The sequence below is a fragment of the Peribacillus sp. ACCC06369 genome, assembly GCF_030348945.1.
Lineage (GTDB): Bacteria > Bacillota > Bacilli > Bacillales > DSM-1321 > Peribacillus.
On record NZ_JAUCEN010000002.1, the window covers coordinates 2,674,511 to 2,692,197 of the forward strand.

Annotated in this window: 17 protein-coding genes and 2 pseudogenes; 8 read left to right on the forward strand and 11 right to left on the reverse strand. The window is 37.8% G+C overall.

Annotated elements, in window-relative coordinates:
- The first annotated feature begins 80 nt into the window (after positions 1 to 80).
- The 4 genes and pseudogenes from QUF78_RS13870 to QUF78_RS13880 all read left to right on the forward strand — a co-directional run bounded on the left by QUF78_RS13870 (position 81) and on the right by QUF78_RS13880 (position 3,380).
- The gene (locus tag QUF78_RS13870; RefSeq protein ID WP_289327316.1) at positions 81 to 938 is read left to right on the forward strand and encodes an NAD(P)H-dependent flavin oxidoreductase; all 858 of its coding nucleotides are present in this window, start codon (positions 81 to 83) and stop codon (positions 936 to 938) included.
- A 745-nt stretch (positions 939 to 1,683) separates the two neighbouring features.
- Positions 1,684 to 2,013 (forward strand): hypothetical protein, encoded by a 330-nt coding sequence (locus QUF78_RS13875; RefSeq protein WP_289325104.1) that lies wholly within the window; start codon positions 1,684 to 1,686, stop codon positions 2,011 to 2,013.
- Positions 2,014 to 2,751: 738 nt separating this feature from the next.
- Positions 2,752 to 2,976 (forward strand): annotated as a pseudogene (locus tag QUF78_RS27855) (hypothetical protein); the annotation flags it as partial.
- The gene (locus QUF78_RS13880) at positions 2,973 to 3,380 is read left to right on the forward strand and encodes a tyrosine-type recombinase/integrase (RefSeq protein WP_289325105.1); all 408 of its coding nucleotides are present in this window, start codon (positions 2,973 to 2,975) and stop codon (positions 3,378 to 3,380) included. The pseudogene QUF78_RS27855 and the gene QUF78_RS13880, both read left to right, overlap by 4 nt.
- Positions 3,381 to 3,668: 288 nt before the next feature.
- Here the strand turns inward: QUF78_RS13880 and QUF78_RS13885 are convergent, their stop codons facing one another.
- A complete protein-coding gene (locus QUF78_RS13885; protein ID WP_289325106.1) occupies positions 3,669 to 4,028 on the reverse strand; it encodes a winged helix-turn-helix transcriptional regulator in 360 nt (119 codons plus the stop codon).
- A gap of 243 nt (positions 4,029 to 4,271) precedes the next feature.
- On the opposite strand from QUF78_RS13885, the gene QUF78_RS13890 reads away from it, so the two are divergent.
- A complete protein-coding gene (locus tag QUF78_RS13890; RefSeq protein ID WP_289325107.1) occupies positions 4,272 to 5,006 on the forward strand; it encodes an NADPH-dependent F420 reductase in 735 nt (244 codons plus the stop codon).
- A 675-nt stretch (positions 5,007 to 5,681) separates the two neighbouring features.
- On the opposite strand, the gene QUF78_RS13895 is transcribed toward QUF78_RS13890, so the two are convergent.
- Positions 5,682 to 6,161 (reverse strand): hypothetical protein, encoded by a 480-nt coding sequence (locus QUF78_RS13895; RefSeq protein ID WP_289325108.1) that lies wholly within the window; start codon positions 6,159 to 6,161, stop codon positions 5,682 to 5,684.
- Between the two features lie 553 nt (positions 6,162 to 6,714).
- Here QUF78_RS13895 and QUF78_RS13900 point away from each other — a divergent pair.
- The 3 genes from QUF78_RS13900 (at position 6,715) to QUF78_RS13910 (ending at position 10,200) form a co-directional block, all read left to right on the forward strand.
- On the forward strand, positions 6,715 to 7,746 hold the full coding sequence (locus tag QUF78_RS13900; RefSeq protein ID WP_289325109.1) for an acyltransferase family protein: 1,032 nt from the start codon (positions 6,715 to 6,717) through the stop codon (positions 7,744 to 7,746).
- Positions 7,747 to 8,312: 566 nt separating this feature from the next.
- Positions 8,313 to 8,684, forward strand: coding sequence for a cyclic-phosphate processing receiver domain-containing protein (locus QUF78_RS13905; protein WP_289325110.1), 372 nt, complete (start codon positions 8,313 to 8,315; stop codon positions 8,682 to 8,684).
- Between the two features lie 454 nt (positions 8,685 to 9,138).
- Complete coding sequence (locus tag QUF78_RS13910; RefSeq protein WP_483313847.1) at positions 9,139 to 10,200, forward strand: two-component system sensor histidine kinase NtrB; 1,062 nt, start codon at positions 9,139 to 9,141, stop codon at positions 10,198 to 10,200.
- Positions 10,201 to 10,284: 84 nt separating this feature from the next.
- Here QUF78_RS13910 and QUF78_RS13915 read toward each other — a convergent pair.
- From QUF78_RS13915 to QUF78_RS13955, 9 genes and pseudogenes are all read right to left on the reverse strand, one after another.
- A pseudogene (locus tag QUF78_RS13915) lies at positions 10,285 to 10,428 on the reverse strand (spermidine synthase); the annotation flags it as partial.
- A 269-nt stretch (positions 10,429 to 10,697) separates the two neighbouring features.
- Positions 10,698 to 12,026: a 6-phospho-beta-glucosidase gene (locus QUF78_RS13920; protein ID WP_289325112.1), complete on the reverse strand. Its 1,329-nt coding sequence runs from the start codon at positions 12,024 to 12,026 to the stop codon at positions 10,698 to 10,700.
- Complete coding sequence (locus tag QUF78_RS13925; RefSeq protein ID WP_289325113.1) at positions 12,023 to 12,358, reverse strand: PTS sugar transporter subunit IIA; 336 nt, start codon at positions 12,356 to 12,358, stop codon at positions 12,023 to 12,025. The genes QUF78_RS13920 and QUF78_RS13925 overlap by 4 nt, the downstream gene beginning before the upstream one ends.
- 2 nt (positions 12,359 to 12,360) lie before the next feature.
- Positions 12,361 to 13,263: an ROK family protein gene (locus QUF78_RS13930; protein WP_289325114.1), complete on the reverse strand. Its 903-nt coding sequence runs from the start codon at positions 13,261 to 13,263 to the stop codon at positions 12,361 to 12,363.
- A 16-nt stretch (positions 13,264 to 13,279) separates the two neighbouring features.
- Entirely contained in the window at positions 13,280 to 13,516 is a 237-nt protein-coding gene (locus QUF78_RS13935) for a hypothetical protein (protein WP_289325115.1), read from the reverse strand.
- Positions 13,517 to 13,528: 12 nt separating this feature from the next.
- Positions 13,529 to 14,875, reverse strand: coding sequence for a PTS sugar transporter subunit IIC (locus QUF78_RS13940; RefSeq protein ID WP_289325116.1), 1,347 nt, complete (start codon positions 14,873 to 14,875; stop codon positions 13,529 to 13,531).
- A gap of 33 nt (positions 14,876 to 14,908) precedes the next feature.
- Positions 14,909 to 15,220, reverse strand: coding sequence for a PTS sugar transporter subunit IIB (locus tag QUF78_RS13945; protein ID WP_289325117.1), 312 nt, complete (start codon positions 15,218 to 15,220; stop codon positions 14,909 to 14,911).
- 27 nt (positions 15,221 to 15,247) lie between these two features.
- The gene (locus QUF78_RS13950; RefSeq protein ID WP_289325118.1) at positions 15,248 to 16,693 is read right to left on the reverse strand and encodes a glycoside hydrolase family 1 protein; all 1,446 of its coding nucleotides are present in this window, start codon (positions 16,691 to 16,693) and stop codon (positions 15,248 to 15,250) included.
- Between the two features lie 121 nt (positions 16,694 to 16,814).
- Positions 16,815 to 17,534: a MurR/RpiR family transcriptional regulator gene (locus QUF78_RS13955; RefSeq protein WP_289325119.1), complete on the reverse strand. Its 720-nt coding sequence runs from the start codon at positions 17,532 to 17,534 to the stop codon at positions 16,815 to 16,817.
- Positions 17,535 to 17,687: the final 153 nt, after the last annotated feature.

Consider the following 17,687-nt stretch of genomic DNA (forward strand, 5'->3'; position numbering starts at 1 on the left):
TTAATAGAAATCCAGGAAAATCGAAAGGGGTATGACAATTGAAAACGAGAATTACTGAATTATAAAGGATTGAATATCCGATTATTTGCGGCGGGATGTTTCAAGTTGGACGAGCCCCGCTCGCAGCCGCTGTTTCAGAAGCGGGGGGACTAGGCATCATCACTTCGAAAACACAGGTGACACCGGAAGGTCTTCGTGATGAAATACGTAAAGTGAAAACTTTGACCAAGAAACCCTTTGCTGTCAACCTGAACCTGTTTCCAAGTCAAACGGCAACCCCGAATGATCAGTTCATCGATATTTTGATTGACGAAGATGTAAAAATTGTTGAAACGAGTGGCCGAAGCCCAGAGAGTTTAATGCCCAAACTTAAAGAGCACGGCTTTACCGTGATACATAAGGTAGCGAACGTCAAAAACGCAATATCGGCAGAGAAATTAGGTGTCGATGCCATTATTATTGTAGGGAATGAAACAGGCGGGCATCCTGGCATGGGGGATGTAGGTACGCTTGTCATGCTCCCTAGAGTCGTTGACTCTGTTACTATACCTGTGATAGCAGGCGGGGGATTTTCAGATGGCAGAGGCCTCATTAGTGCATTGTCACTCGGTGCTGAAGGTATCGTCATGGGGACTCGCTTCATGGCAACCAAAGAAGCGCCCATTCATGATAACGTGAAGAACTGGATGGTATCAGCCAATGAAATGGATACGGTTGTCATCCAACGGAATATAGGGAGCCCATCGCGTGTAGCATTAAATGCCGTCAGTAAAGAAGTGGACAAACTTGAAAGTGAAGGGGCCACTATAGAGGAATTAATTCCTCTAATTACGGGACAAAGAAGCAAAAAAGTATACTTTGAAGGAAATTTAGACGGAGGCATCTGGTCGTGTGGTCAATCCGTAGGACTCATAAAAGAAGTATTTTACTCCCTTTAATCTGACTATACCTTAGTGCTTTAGACAATTCTTATGACATCTGGCATGTGCCTATAAGCTGCTTTGATTCCTGAACTTTGCTTCACTTTGAATCATTTTTTATAAAATGTAAAAAGCGAAGTTAATCTTTACGATTTATATATAATTGAATTCTACTCAAGATACCAGAGAACTTATTTGCTAAAAGTGGATAGTGTTTCAAAACAACGATTTGAAGGTTTACCTTATAACACATGGCAGTTCCTATTGATCCATTGCATGTTGGACTTATGAAAGCTGTCAAAACTTGTTTTTGTCCTTAATATCGCAATACTTTCCATTTTTTTTTAAAAAATAGATTTCACAACAGAGCAGATTGATCATCATTGAATTAAGGTTTTTAATCATTTATAAATGGTATTAATTCGTGCTATAGCTATAAGTTAAATTAAGAAGTCTTTTAGGGGATATTGTGGCTAAATAGAGGATCCCATCATCACTTTCAGTAATAAAGCGGAATTTAAAGTAAAAAAGCTATTGAGTCGTCATTAGAACAAACTATATTTATATAACTTTTTATAAGTGTTAACCCGTGATATTTCTCATTTTACCATTTAATTTATATATCAGAATAATAAAATAGGCAGATTAGGTCTGTTGGAGAGGTTAATTTAGATCAATATAGAATTTGTAGATAACGATTCTTATAGTCTCGTCTAAAAATATGTCTTAAGGAAGGATTCTGCAAATTGAAGAAAAAGATTAATTGGGCACTCGCCATAGCAGTGTTATTGATATTGGGGGAATCATTTATTACTTCATAACTATGTCACAATACAATACTACTGAAGATTTATACGGATTTCCTGTACCTAGAAATGCTGAATTGGTTCATATAAATGAACAAGGGAAAAGGTATAATTGGTCAAGAGCAACAGAAGAAAACGGCATTCCATATCGATATGAATTAGCCCTTAAAGCGGATGGATGGAAAAAGGGGGAAAGTGAAGGAGCTTCGGTTTTTTACAAGAAGGGTAATAATACAATAGATTTAATTACTACAACAAGTCAATTAGAGATCCTGAGAGTAAAATGACTAAGTATCGTAAATAATAAATGAACTAAAGTGTATTAATTAAATAATGGCACACATAACTAAAATTGGCGTAAAACAGAATATGTTAGCAATTAACAGAGAATTAAGGTTCATAAAAAACAGGAAATTAAATGACATTAGACATTACTGATTGTAATTAACTTATATCCTGGAAATCTGTATGCCAATGTTTATCTTTACTATAAAATATGAAGATTAATCATTTTTTCACTAAACTGTCTGTATTGATACTTACTAAAAGTTTTAAAGTATTAATTTGTAATTAGATAAAAAGATTATAGATAAAAATAATAGCAATGATTAAATATAAAAATTTGCGTCTTGTCTCACTAAGTTAAGTATTCTTAAGATATGAGACAAAATTAACATAAAAATTATCACTTCCTATAATATATATTATGTAAACTAGAATAAAATATAATAGTACCAAATGGTCACAGCTTCAAGTTCCCATAAGATTCATTATTACCCCTTACTTGGTTCGAGTTTGACTATAGTATTCATTGCTGCTTCCGATAACTGTCTGGGTTCTTCCTATAAGTCGGTTAGTTCTCATAATAAATGGTTTCGAACATAATTCCTTGGGTTGGACCGAATAATTCCCAGGGGGTCTGATAATTATGAATTACGTTCAATCTTCGGATGATTATCTCATGTACTTAGAAGTTGAGAAAAATTACTCCTTGAACATCTTAGCTCTACGGTGAGTTTTTAACGGCTAACAACCGATCATTGGACTTAGATGAACTCACATTGTCCAGTGTGCGGCGTTTTGTGCAAGATCAGGTCATTAATCATAGTATTAAGTCAAGAACGCTACAACGTCGCATTTCGTGCTTAAAATCATTTAGTAAATATTGTTTAAAAGAAAATTACATGAAGTCTGACTTCAGGCAGGTATTCAAGCACCTAAAGCCGATAAGTATTTACCTAAATATATGACCTTACAGGAGCTACACAAATTATTTACCTGTTTAGAACATGATCTGCGCCCCCAAAGAATTAGAAATGAATTAATGTTTAAACTACTCGCAACAACAGGAATGAGACGTCAAGAATTAGTGGATTTAACATGGGAGCAAGTTAATTTAGAAAATCAAACCATTTTAGTTCGAGGAAAAGGGAAAAAAGAACGCCTCCTCCCCCTTCATCCCATTGTCTTACCGATATTTCATGACTATAAAGAAACTCTTTTAGAGCAGCAAAAACATTATAGTGAACCGATCTTTTATAATCAAAAAAATAAGCCATTAAATCCTCGGGGATTGCATAAAATATTTAAAGAGATTTTAGAACGAGCTGGTTTACCCGCTCACCGATTTTCTTTGCATCATTCTAATAGATAAAGAATTGCTACACCATATTTTTTCAATCTAAAGTCACCTCAAAATATTATTCTCCCTGATGCTAATTGTTTCCTTCCCTATCCTCCCCCTTTAGTTCCATAAGAAAAAGAGCTGCTGATCAGCTCTTGATAATGAAGTAAAGCACCCGTTACTTTAAGTACATTTCTTTACAAATTTTTATCGTAAAAGAAAAAGCTGCCGTTAGAACGATTTCTCCCCCATAACTTTTACTTTATCTACCAATTAGTTATTGAATTCTGAGGTTAACGATGGATGTGCTAGCTTTGGTTAGTCTACCTGCTCCCCAAACTTCTTCCCGAATTCTTCCATTAAATCAATAATAGGAATGAGTTCTTCCCCTTTTGAGGTTAATGAATACTCAACACGAGGAGGAACCTCTGGATAAATTTTGCGATTAATTAAACCAGCTGTTTCTAGTTCTCGAAGTTGCTTTGTAAGAGAACCTTGTGAAATATCCCCTAAAAAAGCTTTGATTTCACTATAACGGCGCTCTGTGGACTTTATAAACCAAAGAATGAGATATTTCCAACGTCCTGAGAGTATGTTTTGGGTATAGGCAATGCCATATACTTCTCTCTGTTCCTTTATACATTTTTTCCTAAATCCATCCTTACATATTCTAGACACCTATTCACCTGCTTTCTACTGTTACGTACAAAAAAATGTACTATGGCAATTTTTATTGCCTTCTTCAAAAAAATGAGAATTGGTTATATTCTAGTATATGTAACAAAAACACTCAATATTTTTATATCTAATGAGATATGTTTACGGATTGATAAAGAGGTGATATTGATTCAGATAAGAATATCATTGTTAACTTTAAGTAGAATAATTCTTTGATATACAAATTCTTTAGGAGGAGCAATAATGAGATTTGGAATTATAGGTGCAGGAACAATCGGGTCAATTATTTCTAAAAAATTAGTTAAGATTAGACATGATGTCAAAATTGCAGATGCACGAGGAATTGAACATTTAGAAGGAAAAGAGTTTGCTGGAACACCTGTGCTTGTAGAAGATGTAATTACAAATATTGAAGTTCTTATAATATCTCTCCCTTTAACAGCACTGCCAAGCATTCGGAACATTATCGAGCAAGTTGGGGAGGAAGTAATCGTCGTAGATACTTCAAATTATTATCCTAGTAGAGACCATAAAATTGCAGAAATTGAGAACGCAATGGTCGAAAGTGTTTGGGTTTCCAATCAATTAGGTAAACCTATCATCAAAGCTTTCAACAACTTGTTAGCCTATACTTTAGAAAATGAAGGAACACCCGAAGGTACTAGTAGACGCATTGCCATGGCGATTGCTGGTAATGACGTATCACAAAAACAAATTATCATGGACGTAGTAAACCAGCTAGGCTTCGACACAGTAGATAGTGGTTCTTTAAGTGATTCGTGGAGACAACAGCCAGGAACTCCTGCATACTGCACAGAACTAACAAAAGAAGAACTAACAAAAGCATTGGAAAAAGCAAATAAAGAACAAGCCCCATTCCTACGGGATAAGGTAATAGAGAAGTTAACAGCTTCTAACTTCAAACCCCTCTCAAGTAAAGATATTGTGAATATGAACAGAGAAATATATAATTCATAAAACAAAAAGGTGCACTTAGTTTAAAGTGTACCTTTTTGTATATTCATATATCCCCATAAAGTTGTGAAAAAATAAGTTTTCCTCTTTCCTTTTTGCCGCCAAACAATCCAGAATATTATTGGTAATTCTGAAAGATTACAAAAGCCCTTCCAGTCCGATCTCAATTTTTTTCAAAAACAGAATCTAAGTATGATTTTGTTTTAATTCCCTCTTCTACTAACCTGCCACGTTAGTGCCATAAGAAAAGGAGCTGCTGATCAGCTCCTAATATTTAAGAAAGCACCTGTTAGTTCATTAAAATAATGTATTTTATTAGATTTTTATTACTTTATCTTCATCCCATATACGTCCCAAGATCACTTCATTATTAATACAGTTTATTTGAAAAACGTCAGGACATCAGTGTACTTATAGTTGATTACTTTAATCCAATCCTGTGAACGTTTTAAGAAAAAGATTGCCTAAGCAACCTCCCTTATTTAAGTAAAGCACAAAATGGATAAATTTCCCTAACCAGCTCATTTTACTCGTTTTCGTTTGGCTACTTAATTCGTTACTACCATTGGAAAATCCGACTCCATTGCACTGAGCATCTGATTCACTAACATCCTCCATACATATCTTTCGTTTATTTACGATTTTTGTTCATCTAGAATAGAATTAAACCGTTTCTATTTATTTTTCCTTTTCCCATTCGATTTCGTTTTCTTCCGCCAATGTTTTGAGATCCACTTGATACTGCCTCATCATTTTACGCGCTTTTGATAATTTTTGATTCGCTTCGTCTATCTTTTCACGATCTTGTTCTTCGATTGCAGAAATGACCGTCAGGAATGCGCTGTGCTGAAGGTTCGCCGCTTCTATAAAATCTTCATGAATCGTTTTTATTTCTTTTTCTTCAATTTCAACAGCTTCTAAATCAGTGATGAAAGATTGGTATTTCGGCTGGACTTCATCGACGAGTGCGGCATACATTACTTCATCGTTCGTATAATTATCGCCCGTGACACTTTCATACCGTGCAATCACTTCGCTTTCCTTTTCTGCAAGTGGTGGCAAATCCTCGTTTATATAACTCAACAATTCCTCCTTCATCGGGTTCCCGCATCCCACCAAGAGAAAAATTAACAAGCCTCCTCTAAACAGGCTTTTCATCAACAACACCCCTCCATCATTTCTATTCATGCCCTGCCTTGTCTAATGAAAAGAAAAAATGAAAATATAAAAAAACGCCCATTGGACGTTTACATGTTGACGATGAAATCTAAAATCTGGTTGAACTGGTATAAAACCTATCTAATTATTTATCCTATTTATAACATTTTCCATTTTCCCCCCCAGTTTCTTTTTGAAGAGTTTTTATTCAGTCAACCTTGCTGTAAGAAATCATTAGTAGTTAATCCCACTTATTATTCTTAGTTAGAGCATCCCCCTTTTCTACTGAATGGTTAAAGCTTCACGTTTAATATCCTAAGTTGTTATGATACGCCTGGTAGCTATTACTTCGAACAAGAAGTTGACTGCCTATTTGGCATACATATGTCTATCCGTAAGGTGATGCACTACTACTTGATGAACAAACCACCCTCCTTTAAGTCTATTACAGCATCTTGTAATTGGATTCAGAAAGAGAAAATAAAAATCTCTTGGGTGTACATAATATAGGGGATAACCAATGGTAGTAAAAGTGTTATGAAAGGGTGAACAAATGGAAAGAAATAACGCGATTGACTTTATTAAATTTTTTGCAATTTTTTCCGTTGTAGTCATTCATGTATTCCCAAGGGATAGCCAGATTGGTCTATTTATTCTCGATAACTTCTCAAGGTTTGCAGTACCATTCTTCTTTACTGCATCTGGTTATTTGTTCGGTAAAAAGATCATGCATACAAGGGATTCCATAGATTATTTTAAAAGGTATATTATAAAAATCTTAAAACTGTATGTATGCTGGCTCTTCTTTTATATGATGTATGATGTTCTTATTCTTTATAAAGTTGCTACAGATGCACCAAAGGAATTTGAGCAATACATTAATCATTTTACATTTCTTGACCTTATATATTATGGAACTGGGACTAGCGGATACCAATTGTGGTTTTTAACCGCATTAATTTGGAGTATTATCATTCTATTCAGTTTTTTTAAGTTTAAAAAAGTAAGGCTTCTTTTAATCATCAGCTTAATATTAAACTTATTAGGTCTTTTCGGACAATCGTATTCGGTGTTCTACGATTTTCCTATAAGTACACGGGATGCTTTATTCATTGGTCTTTTTTATACAACATTGGGCTTCTTCTTTGCGAATGATAATTTCTTTAAAAAGTCAAGAGCAATAACAGCCAAAACCTACCTATTATTAATTTTTATCTTCTTTACTGTCCAAGTGTTAGAAGGATACTTATCAGAAAAGGTATTATCTGGAAGTCATGGAGAATATTTTATATCTACTATCTTTTTAACTACATTTCTTTTTTTATTTGCATTAAATAATACTACATTGGGGCAGGATTTGTTCATTACTAAAGTAGGAGGAAGAGCCCTAGGTATATACATTGTTCATGTTGTCTTCATCAGTATTTTTGATTTGATTTTATCGGCATTAAAAATGGATCATATATCTGACAATTTATTCTTAAAACTATTTGAGACACTCATTATAATTTCTATGTCGTACATATCTTATGACCTACTTCAATATTTCAAAAGGCGTTTAAGCGGACTGATAAAAACCAGTTAGTGGAAATAACGTCTGAATTCAAACCAGGTATTCAAAGACTTAAGCCAATATCAATTCACCTAATTAGATAACCATACAGGAGGCTTAACAAACTATTTACCTAAACATGATCCGCGACCTCAAAGAAATAGTAATGAGATAATGTTTAAATTACTCGCAATATCAGGAATGAGACGCCAAGAATTAGTAAGTTAAAACGGGAGCAAGTAAATGTATAAAATCAAATGGTTTTAGTTCGAGAAAAGGGAAAAGTGAACGCCTCCTCCCCCCTTCATTGCATTGTCTTGCCGTTATTTCAAACTATAAAGAAACTCTTTTTATTTAAGGTGATTTTTGAACGACTGGTCTATCCGCTCACTGATTTTCTCAGCAATATTCTTATTGAAGTAAGCACTCGATAGTTGAAAAAGAATATTCATTACGAAATGTTGTCATATATTATCCTTTAACGTCGAATATGCCACCTTCTTACATTGTTGTGTTAGACTTGATATATAAAACCATATTTATATTGGGGTTATTTTACTTTTTTTAGTCACCCTTATAAGGGAAGGAGTGTATAAGAAATGGAGAAAATCAGCGTTTTTCTGGATGACTATCGGAAAGCACCCGATGGTTATGTGTTAGTCGAGACCATTGATGAATGTATAGAGCTATTGCATAACTTTGATATTGAACATCTCTCTTTGGACCATGATTTATTAAATAAAACTAGAAATGGTTTTATGCTTGTTCAAAAGATGGTTAAAGAAAAACTATTTGCTAAGCGCATTACCATTCACTCAGCCAATTCAGTTGGCGGTAAAGCTATGTACAACTGTTTAAAACAAGCCCAACGAGATTTTACAATGCCCCCTGCCATTATTGTATCCTTAAGACCACTGCCCCTCAAATTCTTCCCGTCAAGGGTTCTACAACATTATATTGAAATTCGGTAAACTCTTCTCAATTACTTTTCATCAATTCATCACTTTCTCGATATATCCAGGATTAATGACCATTGATCTAAGGCTTCCTTCAGATTCCGTGTCACCGCGTACCCCCTTATCTTTGACTAATGGTTCCTCATCCCATCTCTATAGCATTTTATCACCAAGCAAATGTTCATGCCTGGCACACAAAAAGTCGAGACTTCATTATATTGAAGTCTCGACTTTTCGTGTTTTAAATAATTTTTAAAGTTTTTTCTTATGTCATAATTCCCTGTGGTTTCTTATGACAATTCTAACAACTTGTGCTTTTAATAAATTCTTGCCTTCTTCAACATTGAGGAATGATTTACATTCTTGAATAAATGTAACAAAATAATTAAAAAACAGCTCAAAAAATTTGTATTTCAGTTAGGGATGTTTCCTGATATACTATTGGGAATAAGAAAACGGAGTGATTTACTTGGAATTAAAAATTGGATCACATGACATAGACTTCCACCAATTGATAGAATACTCCCTAAATTCAATTTGGATTGTTGGAGAAGAAGGGAAAATCTTATTCTGTAATAGAGCTTGTTTGGAATTGCTAAAGTTAGATTCTCCTGAGGACATTTTATATAAAGACTTGTACGCTTTTCTTCCACCAGAAATCCATGCTGGTTGTAAAGAACGATTAAATAGGGTTCTCGAAAATCAAGAAATAGTTGAACTGGCAGAACAAAAAATGATTTGTGGTGATGGAGAGATCATCAATATTGAAGTTACAGCTGCCCCTTTTTATTTAAAAGACATGGCCTTGGCTCAAGTCATTATTCGAAACATTACAGATCGTAAAAGAGCAGAAAGAGCAGAGATTCTTTTGAAAGAAAGAGTGAAATTAGCATCAATCGGTCAAATAGCCGCAGGGATTGTTCATGAAGTTAAAAACCCTCTTACAACAGTAAAGGGATTTTTACAGCTATTAAAAGAATCCCAGCCTCATCCTTATATTGATACGATTGAAACTGAATTAGAAAAAGCGTTAGAAACTCTGCAGAATTTATTACAAGTTTCTAAACCAGATTTACATGAGGAACCTATTGTTCCCATTGATTTATGTAAGGAGTTAGCTTCTATTTTGTTTTTATTCCAAGAACAACTTTATAAGGTGGAAATAGAATGGGCTTTAAGGGATACAGAGAGAAAAGTTGTTGGAAAGAGAAATTTATTTCTAAAAGCCTTTTTTAACCTGTTGAAGAATGCAATTGAGGCAATGGATGAGATTCAAGGCAAGCGGAAAATAAGAATTGAACATTATTATAAAAATGGACAAATTCATATAAAAGTGAGTGATACAGGAGTAGGGATATCTGAAGATAAATTAAAGATGCTAGGAACACCTTTCTTTTCCACCAAAAGCGAAGGAACAGGTTTAGGTCTAACTCAAGTATTTACAACGATACACAAACATGGAGGAAATATCTCAGTTCAAAGTGTAGTTGGAAAAGGAACTACCTTTCATGTTCAGCTTCCTGTTAAATAAAAAAGGTTTTCTATATAATTAATAACGATAGTTTTTCCATGCGTTTTGCCTTGAATTACTTTGCTGCCATATGAAAGCCTTGTCACCAAAAGAAGGAATGATTGTGTGGTAACTCATGACTTCGAACCCAACACTCCCGATAGTCCGTCCTATACTCCAATAAATGAGCGGGGCATCGTCCGGTGAATTGGATTGACAAACAAGTACGCCATCATTTTCAAGGAAACTGTAGTCATTTAGTAAACAGATATTACTGCTGTTAATCTGGTTATCCATTGTACATAAAACAGAACAAGCAAAGAATCAAACCACAGAAGGTTATTTGTTCTAAAAAAATAGATGACTTCCTGATCAGAATCGAACAGGAAGTCATCTATTTTGAATTATTAATTTAGAATGTAATAACTTGTAATTCCGAGGTCATCCTTTCCTGCTAAAAAACTTTTCAGAATCATCCTCTGTAAAGATTACCTGTAAAAACATCCCATTGATTCAATTCAAGATTTCACTTCATTAAAAAATTGTGGCAGGTCTTCCTTGTGCGCTTCGAGCATTTCATCCAATATTTTTTTGGCGATGGTATCTGATGGTACCAAAGGATTTATGGTCATCGCCACCAAAGCTGTATGATAATCTCCTGTGACAGCCGCTTCAGCAGCCATTCTTTCAAAAGATTTAATTTGCTGGACCAATCCCCGGACTGCCACTGGCAGGTCGCCGATGGCAATCGGTCTTGGCCCCTCTTTGGTGATCACACAGTTAATCTCAATGGCCGATTCATCTGGAATACTCGCTATCGCTCCGTTATTGCGTGTATTGACTGGCTGTATATCCCGTTTATCATTATAAATCGAATTGATGAGGCTGCAGGCAGCTTCGCTGTAATACGCTCCACCGCGTTTTTCCAGTTGAGGTGGTTTAACATTAAGTTCAGGATCCTTATACAACTCGAAAAGTTCTTTTTCCAGTTGTTGAACGACCTCTGCCCGCGTTCCATTTGTTGCTGAAGATTCCTTTTCTTCGGCGAGCATTTCATCGGTCTTGTAATAATAACGATGGTATCCGCAAGGAATAATGCCCATCCCTTTAATGAAATCACGATCCCAGGCAAAGCCCGCAATGTTTTTCATCGTCATTCCATTTTCCGGATTCCCAAGAGCCGTTATTACTTTATCCTTCAGGCTTTTTCCGTCCACATATACATCTAATCCGAATACCATATGATTCAATCCGGCAAAATCTACTTGGACCCTGTCTGGCTCTACATTCAGAGCTTTTGCTATACCCATTTTCATCCCGATGGGAACGTTGCATAAACCCACAACCTTTTTGATATTGCTATATCTTAAGACTGCCTCCGTAACCATTCCAGCTGGATTGGTGAAGTTCACAAGCCAGGCATCCGGACAAAGCTCCTCCATATCCCTGCAGATTTCAAGTATGACTGGTATGGTCCTAAGTCCTTTGAAGAGACCTCCTGGCCCATTTGTCTCCTGTCCGATTACATCATATTTTAACGGAATCCTTTCATCCTTAGCTCTTGCGTCAAGTAATCCGACCCGGAATTGGGTCGTTACAAAATCTGCATCCTTCAATGCTTCGCGCCTGTTAAGCGTTAAGTGGATATCGATTGGCAGACCTGCCTTTTCAACCATTCTTCTTGCAAGATTCCCTACGATTTCCAGTTTTTCATTTCCCTTGTTAATGTCAACGAGCCAGATTTCACTAACGGGAAGTTCGTCATACCGTTTGATAAAACCTTCAATCAGTTCCGGCGTGTAGCTGGAACCCCCGCCTATTGTCACGATTTTTATACCATTCTTCAAAATGACACCCCACCATTCTTATTTTGTCTCATTTCCCGATACATTCTGATCATTTCCGCTACTAGGTCACTTATCGTCTCGGCACTCATCATTTGATCCTCTGCATGCATAAGAAGAAGGGAGATTTCCACCTTTTGACCTGATGCCTCCTGCTGGATAAGCCCTGCATGGGCATGGTGGCCTTCAAGCATATGAGTCCGGGATTCTTTCAGTTTTTTCTCGGCCGATTCATACCTTCCATCTCTTGCCTCATACAAAGCTTCCATGATCAAGCTCTTTGCGGTTCCTACATTGCTGATAATTTGAAATGCTACAGCTTCCATTCCTTCCATGTCTATTCCCTTCTTCCTTGTTGTACATATGTTTGCAGATGATGAAACAGGGCACCAATCATGCCTGCATCGTTGTTCAAATGGCATGATTCAATACACGATCCATTTATATAACGATTTAATGATTCAACTCTTCTTCTGAGCTCTGGTATCAATCCTTCCCTTGCACTTACAGCCCCGCCAATCAAGATCTTGCTAGGATTGAACATGAAATACAGATTATGGATGCCGATTGCAAGGCTATCATAGAAGCGTTCAACTTCTTCCAAAGCTATAGGGTCACGAGTTTCATAAGCTTGAAAAACATCCTCGCCCGTTACATCTGCAGTCACTATCCCTTTATATTTGGCATACCGTTCCCTCATGCCTGATATGGATCCATTCCAGCTCAATGTATTTTTAAAAGCTGAGTCATTTTTAGTACCATGGGTAATCATGAATCCAAATTCACCGGCACCAAAGGAAATGCCTCGATATAATTGATTATTAAGGAAAACCGCTCCGCCAACCCCTGTACCGACCGTCATGCAGATAAAGTGTTCAATATCCTGTGCGTTACCCTTCCATTTCTCGGCGAGAGCCACACAATTCACATCATTCTCCACAGTGACAGGGAGATTCGTCAGTTCTTCCATATATGTTTTAATGTTGAAACCATCAAAATCCTTGATGGCTCCTCCCATTTCAATAAAACCAGTCTGGTTATTTACAAAGCCTGGAGCACTGATGGCGATTCCTCTTAAACTAGGAAAAATGGAGACTTTAGTTAAGATCGCTTGAAGGATGGCCCCCCCGTTGTTACGGACCGTTGGAAATCTTCCTTTTTCCAAAATATCTCCTGATTCGGTCAGTAATCCGTATTTTATTTCTGTTCCCCCTATGTCAAAGGCTAGGTAGTTGGACATGATATACTGTCTCCCTCTACTGAATTTTTTTAATCGAATAATATAGACCAGGGCCGAACTTGGATTGCTGAAAGACCTGTTTAAGGTGCTTCACCGCTTCCTCCCCCGGGAGGGCAGTCATTGCTTCAAATACAGCCTGAACCCGATTTGAGGATAGAAGGGTTGTTTTTATGCGTTCGTCTTTATATTCCGAGAAGAAATCACAAAGATATGATATCTGTCCGGAATTCATTTGAATTTGATAAGTACTCATGCATTCTCCTTTCTAAGCAGGTAAATCGTTATTGCCGGCATCCGTTGATTGCTGTATGGCTGCAGCCTTATTCGAAGCGAGCACAAACGGAAGATAGACAACGGTTGAAACAGCCAGACAGACGAACCCGAGAATCAGGGCCATCCAGTTTCCGCCAGTACCGAAGAATGCAATAAGTGGACCAGGCGTCGTCCACGGCACAGTATAGGCTATCGGCGGTATCAGCTCTGTTGTGATCGCGATATACCCGATCAAGATGTTTACTGCCGGCACCAGGATGAATGGGAAGATCAAAATTGGATTAAGTACGACCGGCAATCCAAAAATGATCGGTTCATTGATATTGAAGATGCCTGGTGCAATGGAAAGCTTTCCGATATCGCGATAATCCTTTCTTCTTGATGCGATGAAAATGGCAATGATCAATCCCAGGGTCATGCCTGATCCACCGTAATTGGCGAAAGCATCATTGATAGCCCACGTAACAGGGTATGGAGCTCCCCATGCCGATCCATGTGCAGCGACATAGTTCAGGTTCTCAAGCGTTGCCTCCGCAAACATCCCTTCCCTGATTGCGGCAACTGTATTAGGACCATGAATCCCGAAGACCCAGAGGAGGTTCGATACTATGGCCAGGATAATTAACGAGAATATATTGGTTCCCAAGTTTTTCAATGGGGTCTGGATCACTGCATAAATCAATTCATGGATCCCATTTGGGTAGATAGCTAGAATGATTGCATTACCAACTGAGAATAATACTGTAATGATGACGATTGGAAAAAGAACCTTGAATGTTCTCGAGATGGCTGGCGGTACGGACGCAGGCATCGTGATTTGAAGGCGTTTCGATTTGGACAATCGGCTGAAGATTTCGCCCACGAGCAAACCAATGATCATGGCTACGAAGAGGCCTTGTGCCCCCACCCATTGAGTGGAAAGGAAATTCGTCCCTTCAACCACCGTATAAGCGGGATATACAATGAAGAAAGTGGAAAGGGCAGTTAATCCGCATAGAAGGTCATCCGCCTTCATGGCTAAGGCTATATTCCTGGCAATTAGAAAGACAATGAAAATGGATAAAATACTGGTTGAACCATTCAATACTGGTGCAAATACCTGCTGGAAATCCGCTAAATTAGGAAATAGCTTATTCAAGAACAGCAACCTTGCAATAAAGCCATCCGGAGCCAGCACAGCAAAATTCAATAGAACGATCAATGATCCCGCCAATGTGATGGGAAATGCTAAAATAAACGCATCACGAATAGCGACAATATGCCTTTGAGAGTTCAGTTTAGCCGCTACAGGAACAAGGGCTTTTTCCATTACACGCTCAAAACTAGCCATGAATCCCATAATATACCCCCTAAATCTATTGTTTTTTTTGTTTTATTGATTTTGGTCAATAAGCTCTAAAGCCCGATCGAGGATTGCACTTCCGTTCATTGTTCCATATGCTCTCATTTCTATGATTTCTACAGGAACCCTTCCGTCTACAATGGAGTCCACCTGTGCTTTTTGATACCTGACCTGAGGACCCAATAACACGACGTCCACTTCCTCCGCGGCTTTGCTGCATTCCGAAATGGGCAAGGCAACAATATCGATGGCTATGCCCCTAGCCTTTGCAGCGTCATTCATTTTATTAACCAGCAAGCTGGTGGACATTCCAGCTGCGCATACCAATAGGATTTTTTTCATTCATTATTCCTCCTTTTGTATAATAGATTAAATATTCTGTAAACTATCACCATTCGTTTCTATCAATTCTTTATACCAATAGAAACTTTTTTTCTTTATACGCCTCAGATCTTTTTCACTATGTTCATCCCTGTTTACATAAACAAAGCCGTAGCGTTTCTTATAGCCATTCAGCCAGCTTAGTATATCCGTGAATGACCAAGTGCAATATCCAATTAGGTCCACACCGTCACTGATGGCGTCCTGGCAGGCTGCTACGTGACTTTTCAAATACTGAATACGGTACTCATCATTCACAACATCCCCTTCCAGGAGCGAATCATATTCACCTAAACCATTTTCAGTAATGAGGATTGGAAGCCTGTATCTGCTGGTCAATCTGCGGAGGCCGATGCGAAGGCCAGTCGGGTCGATTTCCCAATCCCAATTCGTTGCATCCAAGTGAGGATTTCTCTTCGACTTGAATAGCCCAGGAACTCCGCTTTCCTCTGATGTCCCTTTCTTTCCGGTCGTATTCATGGCTCCCAGTTCAATTCCGTCGAGCGGGTTTATTTCGACTGTTCCCGTTCGGTAGTAATTGACTCCGATGAAGTCAGGCCTTCCAAAGGCAAGAAGTTCCATGTCCCCATCTATGATGGTCGGAGCCAGATCATTTCTCTGTAAATACTTCATGCTTATCTTAGGGTAAGTCCCCCAGCAATACACATCCAGCCACCAATGGTTATTGAGATCCTCGGCATTTTCATATGCAAGGATATTATCTGGAGCACAAGTAAATGGATATGTCGGTCCAAAAGCAAAACTGGGCCCGATCTTGCCATCAGGTACGAACCTTCTGAATGATTGAATGGCTTTAGCATTTGCCAAGTTTGCAATATGATTGGCTTCATACATCCTTTTTGAATCTTTCACCCCCGGCGGGTGCAGCCCTGTACGGTACCCCAATCCGATAAAAACATTCTGCTCATTCAATGTGACCCAATACTTAACACGGGACCCAAAGCGTTTGAACAGTGTTATGCAATATTCGTTGAAGTCATTGATGATCTCCCTTGATTCCCAGGCACCATATTCCTCCATTAATGCTTGGGGAACATCCCAGTGGTAGACCGTTAAAATGGGTTCAATGCCGTGTTCTAGCAGTCCATCAATAAGTTCATCGTAAAATCTCAGTCCCGCTTCGTTGATTTCCCCTTTCCCTTCAGGATAAATCCGGCTCCAGGCCACAGAAAAGCGATAAGCCTTCAATCCCATTTCAGCCATCAAGGCAATGTCTTCCTTGTATCGATGATAATGGTCAACCGCCACATCACCGTTCGTCCCGTCATAAGTCGTTCCAGTCAATTTCGCGTAAATATCCCAGACGGAAAGACCTTTACCATCCTCATTCCACGCTCCCTCCACTTGGTATGCTGCTGATGCGGAGCCCCATAAAAAGCCATCTGGGAAGCGTTCACTCTTTTGATGAATCATTATTTCACCTCTTTCTAAAGAAATTGTATCCGCTTTCAACAGCGTGGTAAATACGATTCACCCTTTCTGTTTTTTGTGACGTCAGTTGTCATCTGTTACATAAAAGAAACAGGATGTTACTCTATATTTTGTATATTTCCTTTGCAATCGCCTCTAAAAGATAAACGACCGGAATTTGAGTCGTTATATTAGATTTACCGCTGTATTCCTCTGTTACGAAATAGGATATATTCAAATCGGAAATCCTTGCAATCGTACTGACTTTATTATTTGTTATGCTGACAATGGTACTGCCCTCTTCTTTTAAACATTTGATAAGCTCAATGATCTCGGACGTTTCTCCAGATACGCTCAAAGCAATGGTTACACTGTTACTTGAATACTTCGAATGGATTGGAAAGAAAGGATCCTTTATGTATAAGGAGGATTTCCCAAGACTGGAAACATAGCGCGATCCATATTCAGCCATAATACCCGAGCTCCCAATTCCAAGAAAAATGACACTATCCGCTTTGGAAATCAACCTCGCCGTTTCTTGGATATAGGATTCGAAGCTTCCCTTTAGCGTCCTCTCTACAAATTCCGACAGAGAATGCTGGGTACTCTTTAGCTTGACATGCTGTTTCTCGCTTATATACATCTTAAGCTTCACTTTAAATTCCGAGTAACCAGCGCAATCAACCTTCCTGCAAAAACGAAGGATGGTGGAGGTAGAAACATGTGTCTCATCTGCAAGTTCCCTTATCCTCATATATGTGACCTTTTCTGCGTTTTTGGTAATATAACCATACAACGAGCATTCCAATTCATTAAAAGATGCAATGGCTTCTCTAGTAAACATATAAAATCTCCTTTTGAGTGTCAGTTAACGACCAAAGTCTCATTTTCATTTTCCATACTTTTATCTATATTTCGATTCCTATGTCATTTCTCCTTTTATTACTTTGAATACATAGTTATTAGGGAGATGATCCTGCTGGATTGTTGAAAAAGC

Excerpts from the sequence above, each read along its gene's own strand:
- QUF78_RS13945 (WP_289325117.1), bottom strand. The coding sequence starts at position 15,220 with ATGAAAAAAATCCTATTGGTATGCGCAGCTGGAATGTCCACCAGCTTG.
- QUF78_RS13955 (WP_289325119.1), bottom strand. The coding sequence starts at position 17,534 with ATGTTTACTAGAGAAGCCATTGCATCTTTTAATGAATTGGAATGCTCG.
- QUF78_RS13935 (WP_289325115.1), bottom strand. The coding sequence starts at position 13,516 with ATGAGTACTTATCAAATTCAAATGAATTCCGGACAGATATCATATCTT.
- QUF78_RS13940 (WP_289325116.1), bottom strand. The coding sequence starts at position 14,875 with ATGGGATTCATGGCTAGTTTTGAGCGTGTAATGGAAAAAGCCCTTGTT.
- QUF78_RS13950 (WP_289325118.1), bottom strand. The coding sequence starts at position 16,693 with ATGATTCATCAAAAGAGTGAACGCTTCCCAGATGGCTTTTTATGGGGC.
- QUF78_RS13890 (WP_289325107.1), top strand. The coding sequence starts at position 4,272 with ATGAGATTTGGAATTATAGGTGCAGGAACAATCGGGTCAATTATTTCT.
- QUF78_RS13895 (WP_289325108.1), bottom strand. The coding sequence starts at position 6,161 with ATGAAAAGCCTGTTTAGAGGAGGCTTGTTAATTTTTCTCTTGGTGGGA.
- QUF78_RS13880 (WP_289325105.1), top strand. The coding sequence starts at position 2,973 with ATGACCTTACAGGAGCTACACAAATTATTTACCTGTTTAGAACATGAT.
- QUF78_RS13905 (WP_289325110.1), top strand. The coding sequence starts at position 8,313 with ATGGAGAAAATCAGCGTTTTTCTGGATGACTATCGGAAAGCACCCGAT.
- QUF78_RS13925 (WP_289325113.1), bottom strand. The coding sequence starts at position 12,358 with ATGGAAGGAATGGAAGCTGTAGCATTTCAAATTATCAGCAATGTAGGA.
- QUF78_RS13900 (WP_289325109.1), top strand. The coding sequence starts at position 6,715 with ATGGAAAGAAATAACGCGATTGACTTTATTAAATTTTTTGCAATTTTT.
- QUF78_RS13930 (WP_289325114.1), bottom strand. The coding sequence starts at position 13,263 with ATGTCCAACTACCTAGCCTTTGACATAGGGGGAACAGAAATAAAATAC.